The 21,255-nt window shown below is 71.5% G+C and carries 16 protein-coding genes; 8 read left to right on the top strand and 8 right to left on the bottom strand.

Features of this window, described 5'->3' with window-relative positions; translation table 11 throughout:
* Positions 1 to 17: 17 nt before the first annotated feature.
* Positions 18 to 1,400 carry an MFS transporter gene (locus AB7E03_RS01110; protein WP_489938505.1) on the top strand — a complete coding sequence of 461 codons (1,383 nt, stop codon included), beginning with the start codon at positions 18 to 20 and terminating at the stop codon, positions 1,398 to 1,400.
* Entirely contained in the window at positions 1,387 to 2,874 is a 1,488-nt protein-coding gene (locus tag AB7E03_RS01115; RefSeq protein ID WP_489938507.1) for a pyridoxal phosphate-dependent decarboxylase family protein, read from the top strand. Before AB7E03_RS01110 ends, AB7E03_RS01115 begins: the two co-directional genes overlap by 14 nt.
* Positions 2,875 to 2,955: 81 nt before the next feature.
* Here AB7E03_RS01115 and AB7E03_RS01120 read toward each other — a convergent pair whose 3' ends face one another.
* Genes AB7E03_RS01120 through AB7E03_RS01130 form a run of 3 tightly spaced genes read right to left on the bottom strand, consistent with a single transcriptional unit; the run spans position 2,956 to position 5,945 of the window.
* On the bottom strand, positions 2,956 to 4,104 hold the full coding sequence (locus AB7E03_RS01120) for an Mrp/NBP35 family ATP-binding protein (protein ID WP_489938509.1): 1,149 nt from the start codon (positions 4,102 to 4,104) through the stop codon (positions 2,956 to 2,958).
* Positions 4,097 to 4,636, bottom strand: coding sequence for a DUF1003 domain-containing protein (locus tag AB7E03_RS01125; protein ID WP_441782729.1), 540 nt, complete (start codon positions 4,634 to 4,636; stop codon positions 4,097 to 4,099). The genes AB7E03_RS01120 and AB7E03_RS01125 overlap by 8 nt, the downstream gene beginning before the upstream one ends.
* Positions 4,623 to 5,945, bottom strand: coding sequence for a magnesium transporter MgtE N-terminal domain-containing protein (locus AB7E03_RS01130; RefSeq protein WP_489938511.1), 1,323 nt, complete (start codon positions 5,943 to 5,945; stop codon positions 4,623 to 4,625). The genes AB7E03_RS01125 and AB7E03_RS01130 overlap by 14 nt, the downstream gene beginning before the upstream one ends.
* Positions 5,946 to 6,033: 88 nt before the next feature.
* Between AB7E03_RS01130 and AB7E03_RS01135 the strand changes: the two genes are divergently transcribed.
* Complete coding sequence (locus AB7E03_RS01135; protein ID WP_489938513.1) at positions 6,034 to 6,666, top strand: YflT domain-containing protein; 633 nt, start codon at positions 6,034 to 6,036, stop codon at positions 6,664 to 6,666.
* A gap of 34 nt (positions 6,667 to 6,700) precedes the next feature.
* Here the strand turns inward: AB7E03_RS01135 and AB7E03_RS01140 are convergent, their stop codons facing one another.
* Positions 6,701 to 8,302, bottom strand: a complete 1,602-nt coding sequence (locus AB7E03_RS01140) for an aminopeptidase P family protein (protein WP_489938515.1) — start codon at positions 8,300 to 8,302, stop codon at positions 6,701 to 6,703.
* A 58-nt stretch (positions 8,303 to 8,360) separates the two neighbouring features.
* Here AB7E03_RS01140 and AB7E03_RS01145 point away from each other — a divergent pair, with 58 nt between their 5' ends.
* Together AB7E03_RS01145 and AB7E03_RS01150 are read left to right on the top strand one after the other, a co-directional pair.
* Positions 8,361 to 9,233 (top strand): PHP domain-containing protein, encoded by an 873-nt coding sequence (locus AB7E03_RS01145; RefSeq protein ID WP_489938517.1) that lies wholly within the window; start codon positions 8,361 to 8,363, stop codon positions 9,231 to 9,233.
* Between the two features lie 65 nt (positions 9,234 to 9,298).
* Positions 9,299 to 10,426, top strand: a complete 1,128-nt coding sequence (locus AB7E03_RS01150) for a coiled-coil domain-containing protein (RefSeq protein WP_489938519.1) — start codon at positions 9,299 to 9,301, stop codon at positions 10,424 to 10,426.
* A 101-nt stretch (positions 10,427 to 10,527) separates the two neighbouring features.
* Here the strand turns inward: AB7E03_RS01150 and AB7E03_RS01155 are convergent, their stop codons facing one another.
* Positions 10,528 to 12,033, bottom strand: coding sequence for a DEAD/DEAH box helicase (locus AB7E03_RS01155; protein ID WP_489938521.1), 1,506 nt, complete (start codon positions 12,031 to 12,033; stop codon positions 10,528 to 10,530).
* 138 nt (positions 12,034 to 12,171) lie between these two features.
* Here AB7E03_RS01155 and AB7E03_RS01160 point away from each other — a divergent pair, with 138 nt between their 5' ends.
* Positions 12,172 to 12,888 carry a ferritin-like fold-containing protein gene (locus tag AB7E03_RS01160; RefSeq protein WP_489938523.1) on the top strand — a complete coding sequence of 239 codons (717 nt, stop codon included), beginning with the start codon at positions 12,172 to 12,174 and terminating at the stop codon, positions 12,886 to 12,888.
* Positions 12,889 to 12,980: 92 nt separating this feature from the next.
* Here AB7E03_RS01160 and AB7E03_RS01165 read toward each other — a convergent pair whose 3' ends face one another.
* Both AB7E03_RS01165 and AB7E03_RS01170 read right to left on the bottom strand, forming a co-directional pair.
* Complete coding sequence (locus tag AB7E03_RS01165) at positions 12,981 to 13,283, bottom strand: hypothetical protein (RefSeq protein WP_489938525.1); 303 nt, start codon at positions 13,281 to 13,283, stop codon at positions 12,981 to 12,983.
* A 10-nt stretch (positions 13,284 to 13,293) separates the two neighbouring features.
* Positions 13,294 to 13,518, bottom strand: a complete 225-nt coding sequence (locus tag AB7E03_RS01170; RefSeq protein ID WP_441782720.1) for a DUF3107 domain-containing protein — start codon at positions 13,516 to 13,518, stop codon at positions 13,294 to 13,296.
* A 107-nt stretch (positions 13,519 to 13,625) separates the two neighbouring features.
* On the opposite strand from AB7E03_RS01170, the gene AB7E03_RS01175 reads away from it, so the two are divergent.
* Together AB7E03_RS01175 and AB7E03_RS01180 are read left to right on the top strand one after the other, a co-directional pair.
* Positions 13,626 to 16,805, top strand: a complete 3,180-nt coding sequence (locus AB7E03_RS01175) for an ATP-dependent helicase (protein ID WP_489938528.1) — start codon at positions 13,626 to 13,628, stop codon at positions 16,803 to 16,805.
* Positions 16,802 to 20,197: an ATP-dependent helicase gene (locus tag AB7E03_RS01180; RefSeq protein ID WP_489938530.1), complete on the top strand. Its 3,396-nt coding sequence runs from the start codon at positions 16,802 to 16,804 to the stop codon at positions 20,195 to 20,197. Before AB7E03_RS01175 ends, AB7E03_RS01180 begins: the two co-directional genes overlap by 4 nt.
* Here the strand turns inward: AB7E03_RS01180 and AB7E03_RS01185 are convergent.
* Complete coding sequence (locus tag AB7E03_RS01185) at positions 20,128 to 21,201, bottom strand: phosphotransferase (protein WP_441782717.1); 1,074 nt, start codon at positions 21,199 to 21,201, stop codon at positions 20,128 to 20,130. The genes AB7E03_RS01180 and AB7E03_RS01185 overlap by 70 nt on opposite strands.
* Between the last annotated feature and the right edge of the window lie 54 nt (positions 21,202 to 21,255).

The raw sequence follows: 21,255 nt of genomic DNA on the forward strand, positions 1-21,255 counted from the left end.
TCCACTACGCTGCGGACATGATCGCAACGGAGCAGTCGCTCACTCGGGCGACCGTCGCGCGGTATGCCGTCGGCTCGCTGGGCACCGGCGGGTTTGCCACTCTCCCCGGGCTCGTGCTCGTCTACTACCTGACCGACTCTCTCGGCGTCGCCGCGATCGCGGCCGGTGTCGTGGTGACGGTCGCCAAGGTGTGGGATGTCGTGATCGACCCGGTGATCGGTGCGCGCAGCGACCGGATGCTGGCCGTTCGCGGGTCCCGGCGGCCGATGATGCTCGTCGGCGCGCTGGCTCTGCCGGTCTTCTTCCTGCTCACCTTCGCCGTGCCTCCCGGGACGCCCACGGCCGCCGCCGCGGTCTGGGTGCTGCTGGCGTTCGTGATGACGGCGACCGCGTTCAGCCTGTTCCAGGTGCCGTACATCGCCCTCCCCGCCGAACTCGCGTCCGGCTACGACGAGCGGACGCGGCTGCTGACCTGGCGGGTCGTGGTGCTGACCTTCGCCATCCTGCTCTTCGGCGCCGGTGGGCCGGCCCTACGCTCGCTCGGCGGCGGCAACTCGTTCGCCGGTTACCTGCTCATGGCGCTCGTCGCGGGTGTGGTGATCGGCGCCGGGATGACCGTGTCGGCCTTCGTGGCCCCCCGCGGCCTGCCGGAGGGCGTCCAGCCGCCGGGGGAGAGTGTGCTGGCGACCCTCCGCTCGAACTATGCGGCCGGGATGCGCGTGCTGCGCGACAGCCAGCCCTTCCGCGCGCTGCTGCTCACTTTCCTGCTTCAGGGGCTCGCAACCGGCCTGATGCTGGCCGGAGCCAACTACGTGGCCACCTGGGTGCTGCACTCGGAGGATGCGGTCACCTTCCTGTTCATCGCGCTGATCGGACCGGCGCTGATCGTCACGCCGGTGTGGGGGATCGTCGCGCGGCGGATCGGCAAGGAGCGCGGCTTCGTCGCCGCGAGCATCCTGTTCGGTGTCGCCGCCCTCTCGATGGTCGCCCTGGTGTGGGCGCCGGGCGCATGGGTCTACGCGCCCGTCGCCGTGGCGGGCGCCGCCTACGCAGGGATGCAGTCACTGCCGATGGCGATGCTGCCGGACGTGATCTCGCACGACGCCCGCCGCAACGGAGAGGGACGCGCGGGGACCTTCGGGGGGATGTGGACGGCGGGGGAGACGACCGGCATGGCCCTCGGCGCGACCGTCCTCAGCATCGTGCTGGCCGCGAGCGGCTACGTGTCGCGGAGTGCCGCGGCAGGCGCCGCGGTGGAGGCCGGGGCGAGCCAGCCGGCGAGCGCGGTCGCGGGCATCGCGCTGAGCTTCAGCGTCATCCCGGCCGCGCTCATCGCGATCAGCCTGGTGCCGCTGATGCGGTACCGGCTGCGGAAGGGAGACATCGATGGTGTCGTTTGACGGGCGCGCGATCCTGAACCGGCTCGCGGCGCTGCGCGAGGCGGATGCCCCGACGCACGGCGGCCGGGTCCTCAGCTACGTGTACGACTCAGGGATGCCCGAACTCGACGAACTCGCCGCCGAGGCCATGCGCCTGGTGCAGCCGGTGAACGGGCTCGACCCGACGACTTTCACGTCGGTAGCCGTGATGGAGCGCGAGGTGATCGGGTTCGCGCGCGAGCTGCTGCGGGGTGGGGACGAGGTGGCCGGGTCGGTCACCTCGGGCGGCACCGAGTCGTGCCTGCTCGCGGTGAAGACCGCCCGCGACGTCTGGCGGGCGCAGGGCAGCACGGGAACGCCGCGACTGCTCGCTCCCGTCACCGTGCACGCCGCGTTCCAGAAGGCCGCCGCGCTGTTCGACCTGACCCTCGATCTCGTCCCGGTCGACCCGGCGACGGGACGGGTGGATGCTTCCCGGCTCGTCTCGCGGATCGCACCGGACGTGGCGCTCGTCGTCGTCTCGGCGCCGTCGTACCCGTACGCGACGCTCGACCCGATCGAGGAGGTGGCCGCAGCGTGCGAGGAGGCAGGCGTGGCCTGCCACGTGGATGCGTGCATCGGCGGCTGGATCCTCCCATTCTGGCGCGCCGCCGACGGAACGGCGCTGCCGCCCTGGGACTTCCGGGTCGCGGGCGTCACCAGCGTGTCGGCGGACCTGCACAAGTACGGCTACGCGCCCAAGGGGGCGAGCGTGCTGCTGCAGCGTGACCGCGACCGGCAGCGCCACCAGTACTTCGCCACCACAGGATGGCCGGGCTACCCGGTGGTCAACTCCACGCTGCTCGGGTCGAAGTCCGCGGGGGCGCTCGCGGCCTCCTGGGCGATCATCCAGGCGCTCGGTGCCCGAGGATTCGCGGGGCTCGCCGAGTCGTGCCGTCGCGCCACCCGCGGCCTGCAGGACATCGTCGGCGACATCGACGGCCTGCGGGTGCTCGGCGAGCCGACTGGTCCCTTGCTCGCCGTCACCACGGACGAGACGGTGGAGCCTGCGCGCCGCGTCGACCCGCACCACTGGGCCGACCGGGTGCGCCGCCGCGGTTGGATCCTGCAGCAGCAGCCGGGCCTGGCGCAGGCGGACGGCACGCACCTGCCTCACACCACGCACCTGACGGTCACCCCGGTCACCGAGGGCAGGATCGACGAGCTGGAGGCGGCCCTGAGGGGAGCGGCGGACGAGGCGCGCGGCATCCCGCCGATCGACCAGGAGGCGGTGCTGGCGGCGCTTCCTGGGGAGCTGGCTGCGGTGACCGAGCTGGACTCGGCGACGGCCGCGCACATCCTGGCGTCGGTCGGCCTCGGCGGTGGGGGTACGCCGGGGCTGCCGGATGACCAGGCGCCGCTACTCGCCCTTGTGGAGGCGCTGCCGCGTCCCATCGCCGAGCGGCTCCTCGTGGAGCTCCTCGCCCGAGCGGTCGAGCCGCCCGACGTGCCGTGAGGTGCTCGTAGTTGCGGTCGACACGCCGTGCGTGGCCGCACCTGCGAGCACCTCGCGGATGCTGGCTGAGCGCCGCGTGGGTCAGCGCACGGACAGGCCGAGCTTGCGGCCGGCGAGGCCGCGGCTCCGGGTCGCGAGGCGCTCCGCCACCTGACGGATCGCCGCGGCGGCCGGGTCGGTCGGGTCGGTCACCACGATCGGCGCGCCCGTGTCCCCACCCGCCCGCAACGGGATGCTGAGGGGCACGCTGGCGAGCAGCGGCACCTCCTCGTCCTGACCGGTGGACAGCCGGCGGGCGACCTCGGCCCCGCCACCCGAGCCGAAGAGGTCGAGCACGCTGCCGTCCGGCTGCACGAGCCCCGCCATGTTCTCGATGACGCCGATCACGCGCTGACCGGTCTGCCGGGCGACGACGCCACTCCGCTCCGCCACATCCGCCGCGGCGGGCTGCGGGGTCGTCACGACGAGCACCTCGGCGCCGGGCAGCAGCTGACCGACGGAGATCGCCACATCGCCGGTGCCGGGCGGCAGGTCGAGCAGCAGCACATCCAGGTCGCCGAAGAAGACGTCGGACAGGAACTGCTGGATGGTGCGGTGCAGCATCGGCCCGCGCCACGCCACCGCGGCCGAGGCCGAGTCGACGAACATCCCGATCGACACCACTTTCACGCCGTAGGCGACCGGGGGAAGGATCATGTCATCCACCCGGGTGGGCCGCGGCGCGACGCCGTTCTCGTCGGTGAGCCCCAGGATGCCGGGGATGGAGAAGCCGTGGACGTCCGCATCCACGATGCCCACGCGCAGCTCGCGCTCGGCCAGTGCGACGGCCAGGTTCGCCGTGACCGTCGACTTGCCGACGCCGCCCTTGCCGCTCGTCACCGCGTACACGCGCGTCAGCGAATCGGGCCCGAACTGCTGTCCGCGCGCCGGCCTCCCGGCTCGCAGCTTCTCGGTCAGTGCCTTCCGCTCGGCGGGGGTCATGACCGACACGTCGACCGCGACCTGGGCGACGCCCGGGACCGCGGCGACCGCCGTGCGCACATCCCGCTCGATCGCGTCGGCGGCGGGGCAGCCCACGATGGTGAGCTTGATGCCGACCTCGGCACGGCCCTCCGCATCCACCGACACGTCGCCGACCATGTCGAGTTCGGTGATCGGCTTGCGGATCTCGGGGTCGAGAACCGCCGCGAGGGCGCTCCGGACGGCCCCGGCGAGGCCCGGCTCAGGCACGGGCCTGCTCGCCGTCGCCCGCGTCGCTCCTCTCGAGGTCCTCGAGCAACGACCTCAGCTCGGCACGGATGAAGTCCTTCGTCGCCATGTCCTTCACCGCGAGGCGCAGAGCGACCACCTCACGCGCCAGGTACTCGGTGTCGGCGAGGTTGCGCTCAGCCCGCTGCCGGTCCTGCTCGATCTGCACGCGGTCGCGGTCATCCTGCCGGTTCTGGGCGAGCAGGATGAGCGGCGCGGCATACGACGCCTGCAGCGACAGCACAAGCGTCAGGGCGATGAAGCCGATCGCGGCCGAGTCGAAGCGCCACGCCTCGGGCGCGAGCGTGTTCCACGCCATCCAGGCGATGACGAAGACCGTCAGCCCGAGGACGAACCACGGTGTGCCCATTGCACGCGCGATCCACTCGGTGAACCGGCCGAAACGGTCGCTCGACTCGACGCGGTCGCGCCGGAGCACCGGCGTGCGCAAACCCTTCGGCGTGCCCAGCCCGTTCGGGGCGTCGAGCCCTGAGTCCTGCCTACCTCGTGCCACTCCCGCCCCTCCTTCCGTTCACGATGCGGATGCTGCCGGTCTCGTCGGACGCCGCCGTGCGTTTCACGGGGTCGTCCTCGTCTTGACTTCGCCAGTCGTCGGGGAGCAGGTAGTCGAGGATGTCGTCGATGGTCACCACCCCGACGAGCCGGTACTTGTCGTCAACGACCGGGACGGACACCAGGTTGTACGAGGCGAGGATGCGCGAGACCTCCGCCGCGGAGGTGCCGGCGGTCACCGGCTCCAGGCTGGGGTCGAGCAGCGTGCCGAGGCGGACGTGTGGCGGGTAGCGCAGCATCCGCTGGAAGTGCACGATCCCGAGGAAGCGGCCCGTCGGCGGCTCGTAGGGAGGCAGCGTAACGCAAACGGCTGCGCCGAGTGCAGGCGCCAGCTCGTGCCGGCGGATGAGCGCGAGGCCCTCGGCGACTGTCGCGTCGGCCGACACGATGATCGGCTCGGTGGTCATCAGACCGCCCGCGGTGTCCGGGTTGTAGCTGAGGAGCATGCGGACGTCGTCCGCCTCCTCCGGCTCCATCAGCTCGAGCAGGTGCTCGCCGCGCTCGTCGGAGAGCTGGGCGATGAGGTCGGCCGCGTCATCCGGCTGCATCTGGTCGAGCACGTCGGCCGCGCGGTCGTCGTCGAGCTGGGTGAGGATCTGCACCTGCTCGCTCTCGGGCATCTCTTCGAGCACGTCGGCAAGGCGGTCGTCGGGCAGCTCTTCGGCCACCTCCAGCATCCGCTGCTGCGGGAGGTCGAGGAGGGTGTTGGCGAGGTCGGCGGGCTTCAGCTCCGAGTAGGTGGCGATCAGCTGCTCCGCCGACTGCGCCTCGCCGAGCTTCTGCTTCTCGCGCACCTCGTTCCACGACACGAACGTGGTGGGGCCCTTGGCGAACGGGGATGCGCCCGTCTTCGGCTTGCGCACGAACAGCTGGCTGACGGCCCAGTCGCCGGTCTCGGTCTCTTCGATGGCGACGTCTTCGATGGTGGCCTCGCCTCCGCCCTCGGCGAAGACGACCCGGCGGCCGAGGAGCTCGGCGATCACGCGGACCTCGCCGCCGCGCTGCTCGAAGCGGCGCATGTTGATGATGCCGTTGGTGATGATCTGGCCGCTGCCGATGCTGGTCACGCGCCCGATCGAAAGGAAGACGCGCCGCTTGCCGGGGATCTCGACGATCAGGCCGACGACCCGCGGCGGGTCGTTCTTGCGGTACACCACGAGGACATCGCGAACCTTGCCGACCCGGTCACCAACGGGGTCGAACACGGTCGTGCCGGCAAGGCGGGCGACGAAGACTCTGGCGGAACTCACCCTATAAACCTAGCGCTCGCAGGTGAATGAGGGCTGTTTTCCACAGGTCTCCCTGCCGTGGTCGGCGGCGGATGGAACAATGGGGGACATGAGCACACAGGGACCCCTGGGCGGGCGCAACCGTCTCCTCTTTCCGACGCTGCCGCGGGGCGAGGTGGTCGCCACGTTCGAGACCTACCCGGCCGCGCAGGAAGCGGTCGACGTGCTCGCCCGCGCCGACTTCCCTGTCGACAAGGTCTCGATCGTCGGAAGCGACCTGAAGAGCGTCGAGCGCGTCACCGGCAAGCTCAGCTGGGGCCGGGTCGCCCTGGCGGGTGCGGCGTCCGGCGCCTGGCTCGGGATCTTCTTCGGCCTCCTGCTCATCATCTTCTCGCCGAGCGTCAGCCTCGCGTTCGTGTTCGCCGCCGTGCTGATCGGCGCCGGGTTCGGGATGCTGTGGGGCATCGTCACCTACGCCGTCAATCGCCGGACGCGCGACTTCACCTCCGTCCAGCAGGTGATCGCGACCAGCTACTCGGTGCTCGTCGACTCCGAGCTCGGCAACCGCGCCCGCAACCTGTTGCAGAGCGGGGGAGCGGAGCAGCCTGCGGCGGCCGCACCGGGATGGACGCCGCCGGCCCAGCCGCAGCATCCGTCCGACCCGCCGCCTGCGCCGCCGGCCGCCGCACCTCCCGTCGCACCGCCTACCGGCGACGAGCGGCCGCCCGCGCCGCGGGCCTGACACCCGCGGGCCTGACGGCCGCCGGCCTGAGCGCTCAGCGCTGCGACGGGCGCTGCACCCACGCTTCGACGTCGTCGGGGGTCCGGGGGATGGCCGCGGAGAGGTTCTCCGCGCCGTCCTCCGTGACAAGGATGTTGTCCTCGATCCGCACGCCGATCCCCCGGAAGCTCTCGGGCACCGTCAGGTCGTCCGGCTGGAAGTACAGCCCCGGCTCGATGGTGAACACCATCCCGGGCTGCAGCACGCCGTCGAGGTAGAGCTCGCGTCGCGCCTGCGCGCAGTCGTGCACGTCGAGTCCCAGATGGTGGCTCGTCCCGTGCACCATGTAACGGCGGTGCTGCTGGTTGTCCGCCTCCAGTGCCTCCTCGGCGCTCACCGGCAGCAGCCCCCACTCGGCCGTGCGCCGGGCGATGACCGCCATCGCGGTCGCATGGATCTCCCGGAACCGGATGCCGGGGCGGACGATCGCGAAGGCCGCGTCGGCGGCCTCCAGCACCGCCTCGTAGATCCGGCGCTGCGTCTCGGTGAACGTTCCGTCGATGGGGAACGTGCGGGTGATGTCGGCCGTGTAGTAGCTGTCCAGTTCGACGCCCGCATCCAGCAGGATGAGGTCTCCGGGCACCACCGGACCGTCGTTGCGCGTCCAGTGCAGGATGCACGCGTGCGGCCCGCTCGCCGCGATCGTGTCGTAGCCGACCGCGTTGCCGTCGGCGCGGGCGCGACCGTAGAAGACGCCCTCCACCAGGCGCTCGCCCCGCGGGTGCGCGGTGATGCGCGGCAGGTCGGCGATCACGTCGTCGAAGCCGCGGGCGGTCGCGGCCACCGCAGCGCGCAGTTCGGCGACCTCGAAGTCGTCCTTCACCAGGCGGAGCTCGGAGAGGTCGCGGGCGAGGCGGTCGTCCTCGCTGTGGTCCTCGGGGTCGACGTCGGTGCCGTCGCTCTCCGAGCCGGCGCCGAGCAGCATCCTGGCCGCATCCACCTCATCGGTGATGGCGCGGTCGGCCTCGCGCAACACCACGGTGTCGCCGTCGACCGTGTCGAGCACGCTGCGCACGTCGGCGATGCCACGGGTGGCGACGGCGAGGTCGCTCGCGACCTGCGCCAGCGACGGCCGTGGGCCGATCCAGAACTCGCCGATCTCGGGGTTCGCGTAGAACTCGTCGGAGTCGCGCCCGGCGCGCTCACGGAAGTACAGCGTGGCCTCGTGGCCGTTCCCGGACGGCTCCAGCACGAGGACGCTACCGGGCTCGGAGTCCGACCCCCACCCGGTCAGGTGCGTGAACGCCGAGTGCGCCCGGAACGGGAAGTCGGTGTCGTTGGAGCGCTGCGCCAGGCGTCCGGCCGGGATGATGAGCCGTTTGCCCGGGAAGAGTTCGGAGATCCGCGCGCGCCGCGCAGCCGCGTATTGCGCCTGCCTGCGCGGCTCCGGCAGCAGCTCGGGGTGCTCGGCCCAGCCGCTGCCGATGTACCGGCGGAACGCATCCGATCCCGGCGTCGTGGAGCGGTTCTGCGTCGCGCGCGGCGCCTGGTCGGTCTCGGCGGCTTCGCTGGTCTCGGTCGTCGTCACGACGGCGCTGGTGTCGGAACCGGTGGCGGGGGTGGCTGAGCTGGTCGGCTGGGAGGACATGGCGTCCATTCTTCCACCCGGCGGCGCCATGCGCCCGGCCGGTCAGCGCCCTCCTAGGATGGTCAGCATGGGTGATGCGCGGCGGTTCCGGGGTCCCGTCGACCTGCACACGCACTCCAGCGTGTCCGACGGCACGCAGACCCCGGCAGAGCTCGTGCGCTCTGCGGCGGAGGCGGGCTTGGGCACGGTCGCGCTCACCGATCACGACTCGACCGCCGGCTGGGCGGACGCGGCCGCGGAGTCCGCTCGCTCCGGTATCACCGTCATCCCGGGGATGGAGCTGTCGACGCGCATCGAGTTCGCCAGCGTTCACATGCTCGGGTACCTCTTCGATCCGGCGAACGCGGCGCTCGTCGCGGAGACCAAGCGGATCAGGGACGGCCGCATGCGGCGCGCGGAGGACATGGTCCGGCGCATCTCCGAGGACTACGACGTCACCTGGGAGGATGTGCTCGCCCAGGCCACGGAAGGCGCAACGGTCGGCCGTCCGCACATCGCCGACGCACTCGTCGCACGAGGGCTCGCCACCGACCGGAGCGCCGCGTTCGCGGGGATCCTGCACTGGCGGAGTGGATACTTCCAGCCGCACTACGCTCCCGACCCGCTGACCGGCGTCCGACTCATCCGCGGCGCCGGCGGTCTGCCGGTGCTGGCGCATCCGGCCACAGGCGGTCGCGGGCGCGTCATCCCCGAGGACCGCCTGAAGCGGCTCGTCGACGGTGGCCTGTTCGGGCTGGAGCTCGACCACCGCGAGAACAAGCCGGATGGCGTCGAGCGCCTGCGCGAACTGGCGGTCCGGTACGGCCTGCGGATCACCGGCTCCAGCGACTACCACGGTGCCGGCAAGCCCAACCGGCTGGGGGAGCACACGACCGATCCGGCCGTCGTCGACGCGATGATCGAAGAAGCGACAGGCGCGGCGCCTTTCTACGCTCCCTGACGACCTGCCCCTAGCCTGGAGGGCGGGGTACGAAAGCAGTCGGGGTGAGAAGGCGAGGTGCGCGGGTGAGACGGTTCTGGCGAGGATCGGCGGTCGCCGCCGCCTTGACGGTGGCTCTGGTGGTCTCGGCGGGAGTGGCGCCCGCGAACGCGGACAGCTATCCCTCGTGGGAGGACGTCCAAGCGGCGAAGAACAACGCGACGGCCGCCCAGGCCGAGGTGGACCGCATCAACGGGCTCCTGCAGGGGCTCCAGACGGCCGCCAACGCGGCCGGCGATCTCGCCGTCAAGCGGCTGGGTGAATACGGCAAGGCCGAAGCCGATCTGCAGTCCGCGACGCAGAAGGCCCAGAGCCTCGCGCAGAGGGCTCAGGATGCGTCGGCGAAGGCCGACGCGCTGAAGGCGCAGAGCGGAAAACTGGCCGAACAGCTCACGCGGGCCGGAACCTCGTCCGTCTCCCTCCGGCTCTTCCTCAGTCCGAGTGCGGGCACGTCCGAATCCCTGCTCTACCAGCTCGGGGCGGTGTCCAAGCTGGCGGACCAGTCCAGCACTCTCTTCGCGCAGGCCAACGCGCAGAAGAACGTCGCGTCGTCGCTCAGCGCCCAGGCGACCGATGCCCAGAAGATTCGCGACCAGCTCGCCGTCGCGGCGAAGAAGGCGCTGGAGGTGGCGAACGCGGCGAAGGCTGCGGCCGACGCCCAGTTGGCCGATCAGAAGCAGCACGCGAACACGCTGTACGCACAGCTGGCGTCGCTGAAGAACACGGAGGCATCCGTCGAGCAGAAGTACGCCGCGGGAGTCGCCGCTGCGGAAGCGGCAGCGTCGGCGGCGAATACTGGCGGAGGGTCGGACGGCTTCGCACCGCCGCCCGGTATGGTCGTCGACCCTGCGGGGGCGCAGGCGTACGCCGCAAGCCGGCTGCCGGCGTTCGGCTGGGGGAGCGACCAGATGCCGTGCCTCATCAAGCTGTGGAACCACGAATCCGGCTGGCGCGCGAACGCGTACAACTCGGACAGCGGCGCCTACGGCATCCCGCAGTCGCTGCCGGCGAGCAAGATGGCCTCAGCCGGACCCGACTGGATGACGAACCAGAACACCCAGGTCAACTGGGGGCTGGACTACATCAACCGCGCCTACGGTTCACCATGCGCAGCATGGAACTTCGAGATGAGCCACGACCCCAACTGGTACTGAGCCGGCCTGCTGCACAAACACGCAGCTCCTGAGTTTTTCGTGCCCAGAGGGGCGAATCGAGCGAAAAACTCAGGAGCTGTTGGTGTGTGGGTCTGGGTGCGTCAGCTGGCGGGCGTCGCGGCGGAACCGCCACGCGAGCGACGGCGACGGCGGCGCGGAGCGCTGTTGCCGTCGCGGTGCTGCGAGCCGCCGCCATCGTGCGTGCCGGCGGCGGGAGCCTTCGCCTCGCCGCCCTCGGCCGCTGACGCCTCAGAGCCCTGAGTCGCGCCCTGCACGGCGCCCTGCGACGCGCCGTGATCGGAGCCTCCGCGCGTCCGGCGACGGCCGCGACCGCTGCGGTCGGAGCCGCCCCGGTCGGACCCATCGGGCCCGGTGGAGTCGGTGCGACCGCCCCGGGGAACGTCCGGCGACTTCACGGCGGGCGTCGGCTTCAGCCGGCCCTTGACCCCCTGCGGGATGTCGAGGTCGGTGTACAGGTGCGGCGACGACGAGTAGGTCTCGGTCGGCTCCGGCTGCCCGAAGTCGAGCGCGCGGTTGATGAGAGCCCACTTGTGCAGGTCGTCCCAGTCCACGAACGTCACCGCGATGCCGGTCTTGCCGGCGCGGCCGGTGCGGCCTACGCGGTGCAGGTAGGTCTTCTCGTCCTCGGGGATGGTGTGGTTGATGACGTGCGTGACGTCATCCACGTCGATGCCGCGCGCGGCCACATCGGTCGCGATCAGCACATCCTTCTTGCCCGCCTTGAACGCGGCCATGGCGCGCTCGCGCTGCTCCTGGTTCAGGTCGCCGTGCACGGCGGCCGCGTTGAAGCCGCGGTCGTTGAGTTCCTCGACCAGCTTCGCGGCGGCGCGCTTCGTGCGCGTGAAGATGACGGTCTTGCCGCGGCCCTCGGCCTGCAGGATGCGCGAAATGACCTCGTCCTTGTCCAGCGAGTGGGCGCGGTAGATCAGGTGCTTGATGTTCGCCTGGATCTGTCCCTCGTCGGGGTCGCTGGCGCGGATGTGCACCGGGCGGGTCATGAACCGGCGCGCGAGGGCGACGATCGGGCCCGGCATCGTCGCCGAGAACAGCATGGTGTGGCGGGTGGCCGGCGTCTGCGCGAACAGCTTCTCGATGTCGGAGAGGAAGCCGAGGTCGAGCATCTTGTCGGCCTCGTCGAGCACCATCTCCTCCACGTTGCCGAGGTTCAGGAGGCGCTGGCCGGCGAGGTCGAGGAGACGACCGGGCGTGCCGACGACGATCTGGGCGCCGCCCTTGAGCTGCGCGATCTGCCCCTCGTAGGCCTTGCCGCCGTAGATGCTGGCGATGGAGGTGGGACGGCCGGATGCGGCGGTCTCCAGGTCTTCGTAGACCTGGATGGCCAGCTCGCGGGTCGGCACGACCACGAGGGCCTTGACGCCGGGCGCCGGGTCGAGGCCCAGGCGCTGGATGAGGGGGAGGCCGAAGCCGAGGGTCTTGCCCGTTCCGGTCTTCGCCTGGCCGATGATGTCCTGGCCGGTGAGGGCGAGGGGGATGGTCTGTGTCTGGATGGGGAACGGCTCGATGATGCCCTTGGCGGCGAGCGCATCCACCATGTCCTGGTCGATGTTGAGATCGGAGAAAGTCACTGGTGAGTTGCCTGTCGATTCGATTGGAGTGTCCACGCCCTTTTCACTGTCGCAGTTCTCTGTCGCAGGCGTAGGGCCGTCGATCCTGCGCCGACGGCGGTCCAAGCCTACTGGACGGTCCCCGATACACTGCTGAGCGTGTCAACTTGGTTCACCCGGCGACGGCCCTCCGTCGAGCTCTCGCGACTGACCCCGCGTGCGCGCCCGGTCGCCACCGTGCGGATCGACCTGCACGAAGTCATGCCGGACCTGCTGCCGTATCTCGGCCAGGCCGCGTACCTGCAACTGGAGCAGTTCGAGACGCTCTCGCGCGTCGCGGCCGAGACGGACGACCTGCGGGCGAAGGGGCTGGTGTCGGCCGCGGCCGGACACGCGCTGTCGAAGCATCAGGGGATCGTGGCCGAGATCCGCCGCCGCGGCGACGACCCGGCGGAGGCGATGAAGCCGTTCGCCGACGAGATCGAGGGCTTCAGCGCGCTCATCGTTGGGGTGGACTGGCGCGAGACCCTCCTGTCGGCGCTGGTGACGGGCGGGCTGCTGGACGACTTCTTCATCCGGCTCGCGGCGGGGCTCCCCGGCGACGTGGGACCCCGGCTCGCGCACCTGCTCGGCTCGGAATCGGGCCAGGAGGGAATCCTCGAGGTGCTGCGGGGGCAGATCGCGAGCGACCCGGTGCTCGCGTCCCGGCTCGCGATGTGGGGACGCCGCCTCGTAGGCGACACGCTGCTGGTCGCGCGGTCGGCGCTGCACCTCTCGGGGAACCGGGCGACGGACGAGGAGCGGATCGAGCCCATCTTCACGGAGCTGATCGCCGCGCACACCCGGAGGATGGATGCGCTCGGCTTGACCGCGTAGCGGCTCGCGCTTCGCGCCGCGAGTGGTGACTCGTTGCGGGAACGCGCGACGAATGGTGACGAGATGTCACCACTCGGCGAGCGGCGACGGCGTCAGCGGACGACCGCGCCCTTCGTCAGCGTGTGCAGCATCCGCTCGTCGTTCGCGGCGCGCACGCGCCCGACGACGAGGTCGGTGACGGCGACGATCACAGCCGTGCCGAGGAGAGTGATCCACCAGATCCAGCCGCCGTCCCACTTCAGGCCCGCCCAGGTGAGGGCGACCCACAGCACGGATGACGCGATCACGCCGACGGCGGGGATGAGCGCGGAGCCGTGCGTGTGGCGGTTCGGCAGGAGGTAGCGTCCGGCGAGGCCGATGATGGCGCCACCGAGGACGACGAAGAGCAGTTCCACGAAAGGGAGGCTAGCCGACGAACCCGATCCGGCGCGATTCCTCTGTGCCGATCTCGACGTAGGCGATGCCCGCGGTCGGGACCACGTAGAGGCGGCCCTTGTCGTCGTTGAGGCGCAGCACGCCGGTGCCGCTGGTCAGCGCGCTCTGCACCTGCTCCACGAGCTCCTCGGCCGACTGCGAGGTCTCGAAGTTGAGCTCGCGGGGGGCGTTGACGATTCCGATGCGGATCTCCACGTGGGTGCCTTTCGAGTCTGACCGGCGGGTGTGAGTTCAGACTACGGCACACGGCTCGCGGCCCCCGCTCGCGTTCTCTGTCGGCGGACGCCGATAGCGTGAAAGGCATGATCGTTCGAGGCTTCCGGATGCGCCCAGCGGGCACCGTCGCATCCTCCGGGATAGCCCTCGACGGCGCCCAGGCGGAGGTGATCGCCCTCCCGGATGGTGCTTCTGCGGCGGTGCTCGGCGCACCGGGGACGGGCAAGACGACCACCCTGATCGAAGCGGTCGCCGACCGTGTCCTCGGGCGCGGCTACGCGACTGGCGAGGTGCTCGCGCTGAGCGCCTCCCGCACCGCGGCGACCGCCCTGCGCGACCGTATCGCGCTCCGGCTGGGCGTGCCGACGAACGGACCGCTGGCGCGGACCGCCACGTCCCTGGCGTTCCAGCTGGTCGGCGAGCGTGCCCGCCGCGACGGCCTGGAGCCGCCGCGCCTCCTCACCGGCGGCGAGCAGGACCAGATCATCGCCGAGCTGCTCAGCGGCCACCTGGAGGACGGCTCGGGTCCGCTTTGGCCCGAGCCGCTGGTGGATGAGGTGCGCGCGCTGCGCGGTTTCCGCACGGAGTTGCGCGAACTGATGGCGCGCTGCGCCGAGCGCGGAGTGACGCCGTCCCGGTTGTCGGAGCTCGGCGCGATCACCGGCCACGACGAGTGGCGGGCCGCCGCGCGATTCATCGCCGAGTATCAGCTCGTCGTCGACAGCTACCGCGGCGGATTCGTCGACTCGGCGGAGCTGATCGCCTCGGCGGTGGGCGTGGTGCAGGAGGGCAGCTCGCTCGATTCGCTGCGTGCGGTGTTCGTCGACGACCTTCAGGAGGCGACGGTCGCCACGCTCGCGCTGCTGCGCGCCCTCGCCCAGCGCGGCGTCGCCGTGATCGCCTTCGGCGACCCGGATGTCGCCTCGACCACGTTCCGCGGCGCCGAGGCCACCGCGCTCGGGCAGCTGGAGGGGCGCCTCGGCGTTCCGGTCACCCGGTTCGTGCTGACCACGGCGCACCGCCAGACCCCCGCGCTGCGGGAGCTGACGGCGCGGGCGGCCGAACGGATCGGCGCGGCGGCGGCCGGTGTCCAGCGGATGGCATCCGCCGGTCGGCCGGCGCCCGAGCCGAACGACGAAACTGACGCCGACGCCGCGGACACCGCCGATACCGCCTCCGCCCGCCCGGAGATCGTGCGCCTCGTCGCCGTCTCCGCTCCGTCCGAGGCGTCCCGGCTTGCCCGGAAGCTGCGCGAGCGCCACCTGCTCGACGGGGTTCCGTGGAGCGACATGGCCGTGATCGTCCGCTCCGGCGCGCTCGTTCCCGCCCTCGCCCGCGCGCTCGCGGTGGCGGAGGTGCCGACCACCACCAGCATCGCCGGGAGGCCGCTCCGCGACGATTTCGCCGCCCGCCAGCTGATCACCATCGCGGGCGTCCAGCTCGGCTCGGTCGAACTCACGCCGATCGTCGCGACCGAGCTGCTGCTCGGGCCGTTCGGCGGCCTCGACAGCGTGAGCCTCCGCCGGCTGCGGCTGGCGCTCCGGCAGGAGGAGCTCGCGGGCGAAGGCAACCGCCCGGGCGACGAGCTCCTCGTGGAGGCGCTGCAGCATCCCGCGCACCTGGCGACCATCGACGCGTCGCCGGCCCGCCGCGCCGCGCGCCTGGCGGAGACCCTGCGCTCCGGCCGTGAGAAGGTCGCGGCCGGGGCATCCATCGAGGAGCTGCTCTGGCACATCTGGGAGCGGAGCGGCCTGGCCGGTCGCTGGCTGGAGCACTCCGGGCGCAGCGGCATCGTCGCCGACGAGGCCAACCGCCACCTGGACGGCGTGGTCGCCGTCTTCACGGCCGCGCGGCGGTTCGTGGAGCGGTATCCCGAGCGCCCTGCGTCGGATTTCGTCGTGGAGTTGCTGGGCGCCGAGGTGCCGGAGGACACGCTGGCGGCGCGGACGGCGGGGGACGCCGTTCTCGTGTGCACGCCGAGCGCCGCGATCGGCCGGGAGTTCGAGGTGGTCGCTGTCGCCGGGCTCCAGGAGAGCGTCTGGCCGAACCTCCGCCTGCGTGGTTCGCTCCTGCACCCGCAAGAGCTCGCCGACGCTGTGGAGGGCCGCACCACTGAGACCGAGGATGAACGGGCGGAGGTGCTCGGCGACGAGTTGCGGATGTTCGCGCTGGCCGTCTCCCGGGCTCGCGGCCAGGTCATCCTGACGGCGACGGCGAACGACGACGAGCAGCCGTCGCCGTTCCTGCGGCTCGCCGGCGAGCTGGCCGTCGACGACACCGACGACGGCGCGCATCCGCTGTCCCTCCGGGGCATGGTCGGCCGGCTGCGCCGCCGGCTCGTCACCACGGGCGCTCCGGATGCCGCCGAGGCGCTCGCGCGGCTGGCGGATGCCGACGTCGAGGGCGCGGATCCCGCGTCCTGGTACGGGCTGCTGGAGCCGTCCACCACCGAGCCGCTCGTCGACCTCGACGACCCGGAGGCGGTCGTCCGCGTGTCGCCCTCGCGCCTGGAGACGTTCGAGAAGTCCCCGCTCGCCTGGTTCGTGGACACGATGGCGGCGTCGCCGAGCGGCCTGGCCGCCGGGATCGGCACCGTCGTGCACGCCGTTATGGAGGAGGCGAGCACGAGCGAGGATCGCGACCTCAGCGTCGAGCGCCTCTGGCAGGGCATCGAACGCCGGTGGAGCGAGTTGGCGTTCGAGTCGCCGTGGCTGGAGGAGAAGGAGCGGCGCCGCACACGGACGCTCACGGCGGGCGTGTCGGAGTACCTCCGCGACTTCGAGCGCGCCGGCGGCCTGCTGCTGGGCTCGGAGGGCGCATTCGAGCTCCGCCTCGGTCGTGCGCTGGTGCGCGGCACCATCGACCGCGTCGAGCACACGCCGGACGGCACGGTAGTGATCGTCGACCTCAAGACCGGCAACCGCACGCCGACGGCCGCCGAGGCGGCCGAGCATGCGCAGCTCGGCGCCTACCAGCTCGCGCTGGAGCACGGCGCGATCGTGCAGGCGGCCGAGCTCCCCTCCGGGGGAGCGAAGCTGCTGTTCGTCGCGAAGGGTGTCCGCGGCAAGGGCTACCGCGAGGTGGTGCAGGACCGGGTGGATGAGGACGGCCTCGACCGCCTGCGCGAGCGTGTGGCGCGGGCCGCCGAGGGGATGGCGGCGTCGAGTTTCGCGGGCGTGGTGGACCTCGGCGAACGCGACCCGCACGGACGATACGAGTACCGCATCCATCTGGTCCCTGCGGTCAGCGCGGGAGGAGGAGCATGACGGACGAAGCGACGCACATCGACGACGAGAGCCTCCTGGAGTGGGCGACGGAGCAGGCGGGCCTCGATCTCGTGGAGCAGGCGTTCTCGCTCGCCGAATCGGAAACCGGCAGCGACGAGCGCCCGCGTCCGGCGCGGACCCTGAGCGCCGTGGCCATCGCGGAGGCGCTCGGGCTGCCGACGCCGACGCCGCAGCAGCAGGCGGTCATCGAGGCACCGCTGCGGCCGGCCATCGTGGTCGCCGGCGCCGGGAGCGGCAAGACGGAGACCATGGCCAACCGTGTCGTCTGGCTGCTGGCCAACGGCCATGTCCGGGTGCCGGAGATCCTGGGGCTGACCTTCACCCGCAAGGCCGCGGGTGAGCTGGCCCTCCGCATCCGGGCGCGGATCGAGCAACTCGTCGCCTCAGGCGTGACCGACGTCGAGTTCGACCCGTTCGAAGCGCCAGAGGTGGCCACCTACAACGCGTTCGCTAACGCCATCTTCCGTGAGAACGCGCTGCTCATCGGCCGCGAACCGGAGTCGGCTGTGCTGAGCGAGGCATCCGCCTGGCAGCTCGCGCGTCGGCTGGTCGTGACCAGCACCGACGACCGTCTGGTCGAGCTCGACCGCAGTGTCGAGGCGGTCACGAGCGCGGTGGTCGCGCTCAGCAGAGCCCTCAGCGAGAACGTCGCCGACGCGTCGGAGGTGGAGCGGATGGTCGACCAATTCGGCCGCATCGCCGAGCTGCCGACCGGCAACGGGCGCATCAAGGAGCTGTACGCCTCCGTCCGTTCCGCCGTGGACGCGGTGGGGTCCCTCCCGCCACTGCTCGACCTCGCCCGCGCGTTCGCCGACGAGAAGCGCCGGCGAGGTTTCGTCGAGTACTCCGACCAGGTGGCGCTCGCCCTCTCGGTGTGCGAACGGCTGCCGGAAGTGGTGGCCGACTACCGCCGCCGGTTCCGGGTGGTGCTGCTGGACGAATACCAGGACACCTCCGTGGTGCAGACGCGCCTGCTGTCGACGCTGTTCGCCGGTCAGCCGGTGATGGCGGTCGGCGATCCGCACCAGTCGATCTACGGCTGGCGGGGCGCGAGCGCGGCGAACCTCGGCCGGTTCTCGGCCGACTTCTCCGCCGACTTCACAGGCGAGCGCACTGCCGATCGCACCGGCAGCGACGGCGGAGCGGACGAATACGCGCTCAGCACCAGCTGGCGCAACCCGACCCGTGTGCTGGACGCGGCCAACGTACTGGTCGCACCGTTGACGGCCGCCTCACCCGTCCCTGTCGAGCAACTTCAGCCGCGCCCGGGCGCGGCGTCCGGGGAGCTCTCGGCGGTGTTCGAGCAGACGGTCGCCGACGAGGCGGACACGGTTGCGCGCTGGCTCGGCGAGCGACTCCGCGAGCGCGACGGCGACGGGGTGCCGCCCAGCGCCGCGATGCTCTGCCGGTCGCTGAAGAAGATCGACGTGTTCACAGCGGCACTCGCCCGGCACGGCATCCCGTATCACGTGCTCGGCCTCGGCGGGCTGGTCGAGCAGCCGGTGATCGCCGACCTGGTGAGCGCGCTCAGGGTGATGCACGACCCGACGGCCGGCTCGGAGCTCATCCGGCTGCTGACCGGCGCGAAGTGGCGCGTCGGCGTCAAGGACATCGCTGCCCTGCGCGGCGTCGCGTCGTGGCTGGCCGAGCGGGACCATCGCTATCAGAAGCTCGATCCCGAGCTGCGCGACCGGCTGCGACGTTCGGTCGCGGGCGAGGAGTCCGCCTCCCTCGTCGACGCGCTCGATTTCGTCGTCGAGGCGCCGGTCGGCCACGGCCGGCTGGAGGGGTTCAGCGTCGCGGGTCTCGAACGGATGCGAGACGCCGGGCGGCGGCTCGACCACCTGCGCTCCCGCGCGGGACTCGACCTGCTCGACCTCGTCACGCTGGTGCAGCAGGAGCTCCTGCTCGACATCGAGGTGGCGGCGAACGAGACGGCGCAACTGGGGCAGGCGAGCCTCGACGCCTTCGCCGAGCAGGTCGCCTCGTATCTCGCGGCCGACGACCAGGCGACCCTCGGTTCCTTCCTCTCCTGGCTCGCTGAGGCCGAGCAGCGCGACAATCTGGCTCCGCGCAGCGAGGAGCCGGAACCGGGTACCGTCCAGATCCTCACCATCCACGGCGCGAAGGGCCTCGAGTGGGATGTGGTGGCCGTGCCGCGACTAGTCGACGGCGAACTGCCGGGACCGCCGCAGAGCCGGAAGGGATGGCTCGCCTTCGGACAGCTGCCGAACGAGTTCCGCGGCGATTCCGCCGAACTGCCCGTCATCGCCTGGCGCACCGCCGAGACGCAGAAGGACGTCAACGAGTCGATCGTCGCGTTCGAGGAAGAGAACCTCGCCCGGCACCTCGACGAGCAGCGCCGGCTGATCTACGTCGCCGTCACCCGCGCGCGGCGCCGCCTTCTGCTGTCCGGTTCGTACTGGTCGACGCAGACCCGCCCTCGCGGCCCCGGGTCGTACCTGCTCGAGCTGCAGCAGGCAGGGCTGCTGCCGGAGGACGCATTCCCGGACTGCGACGAGCCGGACGAGAACCCCCTCACCCTGACGACCGCGACGCTGACCTGGCCACTCGATCCGCTCGCGACGCGCCGCAGCCGCGTGGAGGCCGCCGCCGAGGCCGTGCGCCGGGCCCGCGAGCGCGGCGCGGGCCACGGCGGCGTCTACGCCCGCGACCTCGACCTGCTGCTCGCCGAACGCGCCCGGCTGAGCGAGGAGGCCGGTCTCGTCGAGCTGCCCGCACGCATCCCCGCATCGCGGTTCAAGGACTACGTCACCGATCCGGGCGCCGTCGCGGCGTCGCTGCGGCGCCCCATGCCCGAGCGTCCGTACCGCCAGACGCGGCTCGGAACTCTGTTCCACCAGTGGGTCGAGGAGCGCTTCGGCACACCGGCCGGTGCCGCCGATGTGCTGGACGCCGACGCGATCGAACGCGACGACCTCGCCGGGGACGTACTGGAGGCCGAGCGTTTCGAAGAACTCAAGGCGACGTTCGACGCCTCCGAGTGGTCCGGACGCCGGCCCGAGCAGGTCGAGCTGGAGATCCACATCACCCTCGCCGGGCAGGTCGTCGTCTGCAAGCTGGATGCGGTGTACCGGGCCGAAGACGGCATCCACGAATACCAGATCGTCGACTGGAAGACCGGTAAGGCACCACGCGACGCCGACGACCTCGAGCGCAAGCAGCTTCAGCTGGCGCTGTACCGGCTGGCGTTCGCCCGGTACGCGGGCATCGACCCGGAGCGCATCGACGCGGTCTTCTACTTCGTGGCCGACGACCGCGTGGTGCGGCCGGAGCGGCTCTACGCGGAGGAGGAGCTGACGTCTCTCTGGTCGTCGGCCACCGGCTTCATCCCGCCCGAGCGGCGGTAGCCGTCCGGCCGGTCGCCGGGGGTGCGGTCGAGCATCGCCTCGACGTCGTCGATGGCCATGATCGGGCCGGTCGCGGTCGACAGGGCGTTCATCGAGTTGCTGTGCACCCGATCCACGAGCCCGTCGAGCATCTCTACCGCGTCATCCACGATGGTCTGGTCGCGCACCTCGCGCCCGTGGAGCAGCCAGCGCGCCACTTCGAGCTCCGCGTACAGCATCGCCCGCTGCGTGAACTGGCGGTCGGTCGCCACCTGGCGGGTGGATGCGTACGCGCCGAGAGCCCCGTCGGTCGCCTCCGGGTTCAGGGCGAGCAGCCAGTGCAGGTCGCGGGCCGGGTCGCCGACACGCAGCGCCGACCAGCCGAGCACCGCGCTGACGACGTCGCGCTCCACCAGGAACGAGTCGGCGGTGAGGGAGCCGTTGATGACGGTCGGCTGGAACTGCCAGATGGAGTGGTCGGCCGCGGCATCGCGCCAGCGGTCGCGCAGCGCCGTCGGCAGGAGGCCGGTGGAGGCGGCGGATTCGATCACCGAGTTCGCCGCGGTGAGGCATTCGGCGGCCGACATGACCGGAAGCCCGGCCTCACCGACGAACGCTGTGGGAAGGGCGTGGATGGCCGCGATGGCGTGACCGATCGAGCCGGCCAGGCCGTCGCCGGGCGGGACATCCTCGACGGCGACGTGCTCGCCGGGAAGGAACTCGTACACGACGGCCCGTGTCCCCGCGACGGGTGCCTGACCGAGGTAGCGCGGCACGTCGAACGGCAGCCGGCTGCGGATGCCGGTGGTCAGGGCGCGCAGCGCGACCAGGTCGGCGCTCTGCTCGGTCTCGGCCACCTGGGTGGTGGGAACGCGCACGATCACGGTCGAGCCGTCCCTCGTCGTCAGCAGTGCGGAGTCGAAGTCGCCTGCGCCGCCGTGGCTGAAGCTGCGGGCGCCGGAGACATCGAGGTCGGGAACGGCCGAGGTGGCCAGCGCGGCTAGAGTGAAGTGGGATCTGGCCATGCACCTAGGCTAATTGGACCTCCCTGCGACGGCCGTCCGCCACGCCCCGAAAGG

The organism is Leifsonia sp. RCC_180 (assembly GCF_058138205.1).

Excerpts from the sequence above, each read along its gene's own strand:
- AB7E03_RS01110 (WP_489938505.1), top strand. The coding sequence starts at position 18 with ATGATCGCAACGGAGCAGTCGCTCACTCGGGCGACCGTCGCGCGGTAT.
- AB7E03_RS01115 (WP_489938507.1), top strand. The coding sequence starts at position 1,387 with ATGGTGTCGTTTGACGGGCGCGCGATCCTGAACCGGCTCGCGGCGCTG.
- AB7E03_RS01135 (WP_489938513.1), top strand. The coding sequence starts at position 6,034 with ATGAGCACACAGGGACCCCTGGGCGGGCGCAACCGTCTCCTCTTTCCG.
- AB7E03_RS01140 (WP_489938515.1), bottom strand. The coding sequence starts at position 8,302 with ATGGACGCCATGTCCTCCCAGCCGACCAGCTCAGCCACCCCCGCCACC.
- AB7E03_RS01145 (WP_489938517.1), top strand. The coding sequence starts at position 8,361 with ATGGGTGATGCGCGGCGGTTCCGGGGTCCCGTCGACCTGCACACGCAC.
- AB7E03_RS01175 (WP_489938528.1), top strand. The coding sequence starts at position 13,626 with ATGATCGTTCGAGGCTTCCGGATGCGCCCAGCGGGCACCGTCGCATCC.
- AB7E03_RS01180 (WP_489938530.1), top strand. The coding sequence starts at position 16,802 with ATGACGGACGAAGCGACGCACATCGACGACGAGAGCCTCCTGGAGTGG.
- AB7E03_RS01185 (WP_441782717.1), bottom strand. The coding sequence starts at position 21,201 with ATGGCCAGATCCCACTTCACTCTAGCCGCGCTGGCCACCTCGGCCGTT.